The sequence below is a fragment of the Tsuneonella litorea genome (assembly GCF_025154015.1).
GTDB lineage: Bacteria > Pseudomonadota > Alphaproteobacteria > Sphingomonadales > Sphingomonadaceae > Tsuneonella > Tsuneonella litorea.
The window spans coordinates 1-5,643 of record NZ_JAOAMV010000014.1; the positions used below are offsets into that span (position 1 = coordinate 1).

The 5,643-nt window shown below is 60.7% G+C and carries 3 protein-coding genes; 2 read left to right on the forward strand and 1 reads right to left on the reverse strand.

The genetic code is table 11. From position 1 onward, the window contains the following. Positions 1 to 172: 172 nt before the first annotated feature. Positions 173 to 1,699, reverse strand: coding sequence for an amidohydrolase (locus N0B51_RS14685; protein WP_259963346.1), 1,527 nt, complete (start codon positions 1,697 to 1,699; stop codon positions 173 to 175). A gap of 336 nt (positions 1,700 to 2,035) precedes the next feature. Between N0B51_RS14685 and N0B51_RS14690 the strand changes: the two genes are divergently transcribed. Next, positions 2,036 to 3,160 carry a glycosyltransferase family 4 protein gene (locus tag N0B51_RS14690; protein WP_259963347.1) on the forward strand — a complete coding sequence of 375 codons (1,125 nt, stop codon included), beginning with the start codon at positions 2,036 to 2,038 and terminating at the stop codon, positions 3,158 to 3,160. A 99-nt stretch (positions 3,161 to 3,259) separates the two neighbouring features. Further along, a complete protein-coding gene (locus N0B51_RS14695; protein WP_259963348.1) occupies positions 3,260 to 5,353 on the forward strand; it encodes an amylo-alpha-1,6-glucosidase in 2,094 nt (697 codons plus the stop codon). Positions 5,354 to 5,643: the final 290 nt, after the last annotated feature.

Here is a 5,643-nt window from a genome sequence, read left to right on the forward strand (position 1 = left end):
CGCCCATCTCGACTCTCCTTCCAGCTCAACCCCGCGTTCATAGCGCGGGAGGGGATGGAGAGCCGTCCACAGCATCATTAGCGGTCGGTCCGATGCCTATGTGGCAAGCGGGATAAGCGGACATTTCGATAACGACCAATTCTAGACTTTGGAATCGGCGTGAAAGAAGCCGCTAGTTTCCGCCGCTCTCAGCGGGCTTATTTAGCGTCGGAAATTGAATGCCAAGCTGGTCAAGGTAGGTCGGATACCGCGCCGCATCGGAGTGGTACCTGCTGAGCTCGGGCTTCCATCGGGCCATGACGTCTGCATTGATCTCGATTGCGGGTTTATCGGCTGGAGTGATCATCGGCAGATACGTCTGCGTCTTGGTCTGGACGTTCCTGAAGTAATCCTTTGCCGCCCCACGTAGCTTGGCATCGGTGAGCAGGTCGAGTGTGGTCATCGCAATGACCTTGGCGCCCGCCACCACGCCCTTGTGCGCAATAGGCGTCGCCATCGCGATCGCATCGGACCAGTTGTGTCCAGGCAGGTCGGGGATGTTCGCCGGATAACGAACCGTGATCGTAGGGACCGTCCACGAGACGTCGCCGATGTCATCGGATCCCCCGCTCTTGGGTTCCTCTAACGGGGGCTCGAGCTTCTTGAGTTCGACCGCGAGACCTTCCTGCTTGTCGGCCTGCACGTTCTTCTGAACCAATTTTGCGAAGGCCTGCTCATCAGCAGTCCATTTTGGCAGGCCGACGGCCTTGATGTTGGCATAAACAGCTTCCGCGAACGGCCGGTTGAAGTGCCTAGGAGCCGCAGTGCCAATGATACGACGCGTGACCGTCGTCCCGGTCATCTTCGCGGCGGCTTCCGAAATCGTGTTGCCGATGTCGAAGCTGTTCTGGATTTTCGCGAAATCCTGTTCGCGGAAGAAGTACCAGACCGAAGCAACGGATGGCACGACGTTCGGCTGGTCGCCACCGTCGCTGATCACGTAGTGCGAACGCTGCTCGGGACGCAGATGCTCGCGTCGCATGTTCCAGCCAGCGTTCATCAGCTCCACCGCATCGAGTGCTGAACGACCACGCCAAGGGGCGCCGGCCGAATGCGCGCTCTCGCCGTTAAATGTGTATTCGACCGAAACCAGGCCCGTGCCCATCGGCTGACCCCACGCGGTCTCGAGGTTGCTCCCGACATGCGTGAAAAGTACCGCGTCGACGTCCTTGAACACACCGTCACGCACCATGAACGCCTTGCCCGCAACCAGCTCTTCGGCGACTCCGGGCCAGAGCAACAGCGTCCCGGCGATATTGTTGCGCTTCATCAAGTCCCTCACCGCCAGCGCGGCGACGATATTCACGGCCTGGCCCGAATTATGCCCTTCGCCATGCCCGGGAGCTCCGGCGACGAGCGGCTCTCTCCACGGGATGCCCGGTTTCTGGTTGGCTTTCGGGATGCCGTCGATGTCGCTTCCAAGCGCGATGACCGGGCCACCCGAGCCGTGGGTCCAGCGGGCGACCCAGCCTGTGGGGAGACCTGCAATCCCGCGATCGACCGTAAAACCCTCCCTTTCGAGAAGTTCGGTTAGATATTTCGAGGTCTCGTATTCCTGGAAGGGGAGTTCGCTGAAGCTGAATACGGAATCATTGATTTCCTGCCCCAGCTTGGCCCGGGCCTCGACCTCGACGACAGATTGCGCTTTGAGCTCGCTCACCCACGGTGCAGCCGAGGCGGTTGCCGCGGTGCCTAAGGCACACACCCACATGGCCCAAACAGTAACCCTTTGCCCCATAGCTCCTGAATCCCCGTTCTGAATTGCGCCGTTCTCTTGTACTTGGACTAGCTCTGCGGAAGCCGCATGTCCCGCGAAAAGGCCGGTCTTTTTGACAAGTTCGGTCTGCAACCTGTGGGCATCGAGCGAACAGAAATCGCGCTTTCGCCACGTGCTCGCTCGCGCCTTCGCATCTCGCTCGGGGATTGAGTTGGAACCCAACCGCCTGCGCGTTCATTTGAGGACTGGTGGCCCGAAATGCCCTCAGCAGGAGTGCCCATGCGCATCGCCCAGGTTTCGCCGCTCATTGAAAGTTGCCCTCCAAAATTATACGGTGGGACCGAACGGATCGTTCATTTTCTTACCGAGGAACTCGTGCGCCAAGGCCACGAGGTAACGTTATTCGCGTCGGGCGATTCGTGCACCGCCGCAGAGCTGGTGTCATGCGTCCCCAAAGCCCTGCGTCTCGTGGATCGTGCCGGGGATCACCTTCCGCATCATCTCGCCATGATCGAGCAGGTTCGCCGGCGTCTCGATGACTTCGATATTATTCACTTCCATATCGATTTGCTTCAGCTTCCGGTGGTGCAAGGCTGGGATACGCCCACGGTCACGACGCTCCATGGCCGCCTCGACCTGCCGGGTCTCGAAGACTGCTACCGTGCGTTCGCCGACGTGCCGCTGGTGTCGATATCCGACAAACAGCGCCTGCCGTTACCGCCGATCAACTGGGCCGCTACGATCTATCACGGGCTCCCCGCTCAACTCCTCCCGTTCAACGCGGAAGGCGGCGATTATCTTGTTTTTCTGGGCCGTATTTCGCCTGAGAAGCGTCCCGACCGGGCGATCGAGATCGCGGTACGCAGTGGCAAGTCACTCAAGATGGCCGCGAAAGTCGATCACGCGGATCGAGCCTACTGGGAACAGCATATCCGCCCCATGGTCGAAGCGCACGACAACATCGAATTCATCGGTGAAGTCGACGAAGCCGGAAAAGCTGAGTTGGTCGGCAATGCCGGAGCGTTGCTTTTTCCGATCGACTGGCCTGAGCCGTTCGGCCTTGTGATGATCGAAGCGATGTCGTGCGGCACGCCGGTCATAGCGTGGCGAAACGGGTCGGTGCCCGAAGTGATCGACGACGGGATCAGCGGCCGGATCGTCGACAGCATGGACGCAGCGGTCGCGGCGGTGGACGAGGTGCTCGCTTTCAGTCGAGCCGTCATCCGCTCGCGCTTCGATGCGCGGTTCACCGCGGCGCGCATGGCACGCGATTACACTGGCATATATCAGAAACTGGTCGATGAAGGGGCCCGGCATCGACGCGCATCGGTTGCCGAATTCCCGGTCGATGCTGCGCCGACCGCCGCGCGCTTGGTTAGCGGGACCTACGAAACCGCTGCGTGACAGCCGACGGGAGGGAACGTCATTCTTTCGCAAATCGAACTACCTGGTCCCGACGATCAGCATCAGGTGCAGTCGGCGAGCTCTGTCCAGGAGCAAGAGTTGCGTGCTGTTAAACACGGCGATGCGTTCGCGCTGTTCGACCCGCATGGCGACGTCGCGGGAGCCGAGAACGCGCCGGAAGGCATATATTTCAAGGACACCCGCCACATTTCGTTCTGGCGGCTGACTATCTGCGGTACCACTCCGATGCTGCTGGGATCAACAATTGACGATCGCGTGGATGCCTTGATCGTTGACTTGACCAATCCCAACATCGTCAACCGATCGGGTACGCGCATACCCAACGACCTCATCCATTTGAGCAGGATCAAATTTCTGTATGAGGGTAGCGCGTTCGAAAGACTGGCGGTTCGCAACTTCGACTCGTGTGAACGGCAATTCAGCCTGGATCTTACGCTCGGTTCCGACTTCCGCGACATGTTCGAAGTGCGCGGCGCGCGGCGCAAGGAACGCGGCACGATGGCCGACCCGGTGTGCGGCAACTCGACGATCGATTATGAGTATACCGGGCTCGACGATGTCGTGCGCAAGACCATGATCGCGTTCGAACCTGCCCCCGATGTCGTAAATCCGCACCGAGTTCGGTTCGACGTGACGCTCGCGCCGGGCGAGCGCAAGGCCTTCTATACACAGATCGCCTTCCATGGCGCCGCGGTTGACCACCCTGTCCGCTCCTATCTCGAAGCATACCGCGCGCTGCGGCAGGGGCGCAGAAAGACGGCTCATGGGCAACCGCAGATCACATCATCGAACACCTCGTTCGACGCGATGATCGCGCGAAGCATCGCCGACGTCACCACGCTGACGACGGAAACGCCGCAGGGTCCCGCCGCTTATGCGGGCATTCCGTGGTACTGCACCCTGTTCGGGCGCGATTCGATCATAACGGCGTTGCAGATGCTGTGGTTCGATCCTTCGCTTGCCCGGGGCACGCTCCTGCGACTGGGTGAGCTTCAGGCGCTTTCCGACGACCCCGTGGCCGACGCCGAACCCGGAAAGATCCTGCACGAGACCCGCCTGGGCGAGATGGCCAACACTGGCGAGGTACCGTTCCGCCACTACTACGGCAGTGTGGATTCCACCCCGCTATTCGTCTTTCTGGCGGGTGAGTACTTCCGGCGCACCGGCGACGAGGCGACGATCGACCGGCTATGGCCGGCGCTCGAGAGGGCGATCGGCTGGATCGAGCATTCGGGCGATCGCGATGGCGACGGTTTTTTCGAATACGGCCGCCGCAATCAGAACGGCCTGCGCAATCAGGGCTGGAAGGACAGTCACGACGCCATCTCGCACGCCGACGGGCGCCTTGCCGAAGGGCCGATCGCCCTCGTCGAGATGCAGGCCTACGTTTACGGGGCGTGGCGGGCGATGGGCGATCTTGCGGCGAGCCGCGGACAGGTGGGCGCGGCGAAGGAATGGCGGGACAAGGCAGCCGACCTGAAGCGGCGCTTCGCCGAGACGTTTTTCGACCCGGACATGGGGTGCTACATCCTTGCGCTGGACGGCGAGAAGAAGCCTTGCCGCGTGGTTGCGTCCAATGCCGGCCACGCGCTGCTCATGGGGATCGCGACGCAGGCGCACGCCGAAGCGGTCGCCGAACAATTGCTCCACACCGACTGCTTTTCCGGCTGGGGCATTCGCACGCTCGCGCGGCGGGAGAAACGCTACAATCCGATGAGCTATCACAACGGGTCGATCTGGCCGCACGACAACGCGATGATCGCAGCCGGTTTTGCCCGTTACGGTTTGCAGGATGCGGCCGAAAAGGTGTTCACCGCGCTGTTCGAAGCGTCGTTCTATTTCGACCAGCAACGGTTCCCCGAATTGTTTTGTGGGTTCGACCGCAAGTGGGGCCGAGGGCCAACTCTCTATCCGGTGGCGTGTGCACCGCAAGCTTGGTCCAGTGCTGCTCCGCTTTACATGACCCAGGCCATCCTCGGGTTGTCGCTGACCGCATCGAAGAAGGTGCATTTCAACAAACCGCGACTTCCCGTGTTTCTTTCGAAGTTGTCGCTCGACCGACTCCAGTGCGGGGCCAACAGCGTTGATCTCCACGTCCAGGAAATTGCCCCGGCGACCAGCGTCTTTGTGCGCCGCCGGGACGACCAGGTCGAAGTATCGGTGGCTATCTAGCTGACGGCAAGCGGGGTGCTTCCCGCCTCAAGAAGAATGCGTCGCAAAATTTAGGCGGTGTGGACGCGGTCGAGGAAGAGTAAATATGGAATAGTTAGATCCCTCTGCGTCTGTTCCGACGACCCGTTTTTGGGCGCGAAGTCGCTAACCTCTGCGACCTGAACATCGGCAGCTTTCAGGATCACGCTGTGAATGGTCGAATGACCGAGATCGGGGCGTATTCTGTTGAAAAACTCCCCTTGCCGAGGGACTAAACCGCTGATTCAATGATCCCGACAGCCGGGAGATCA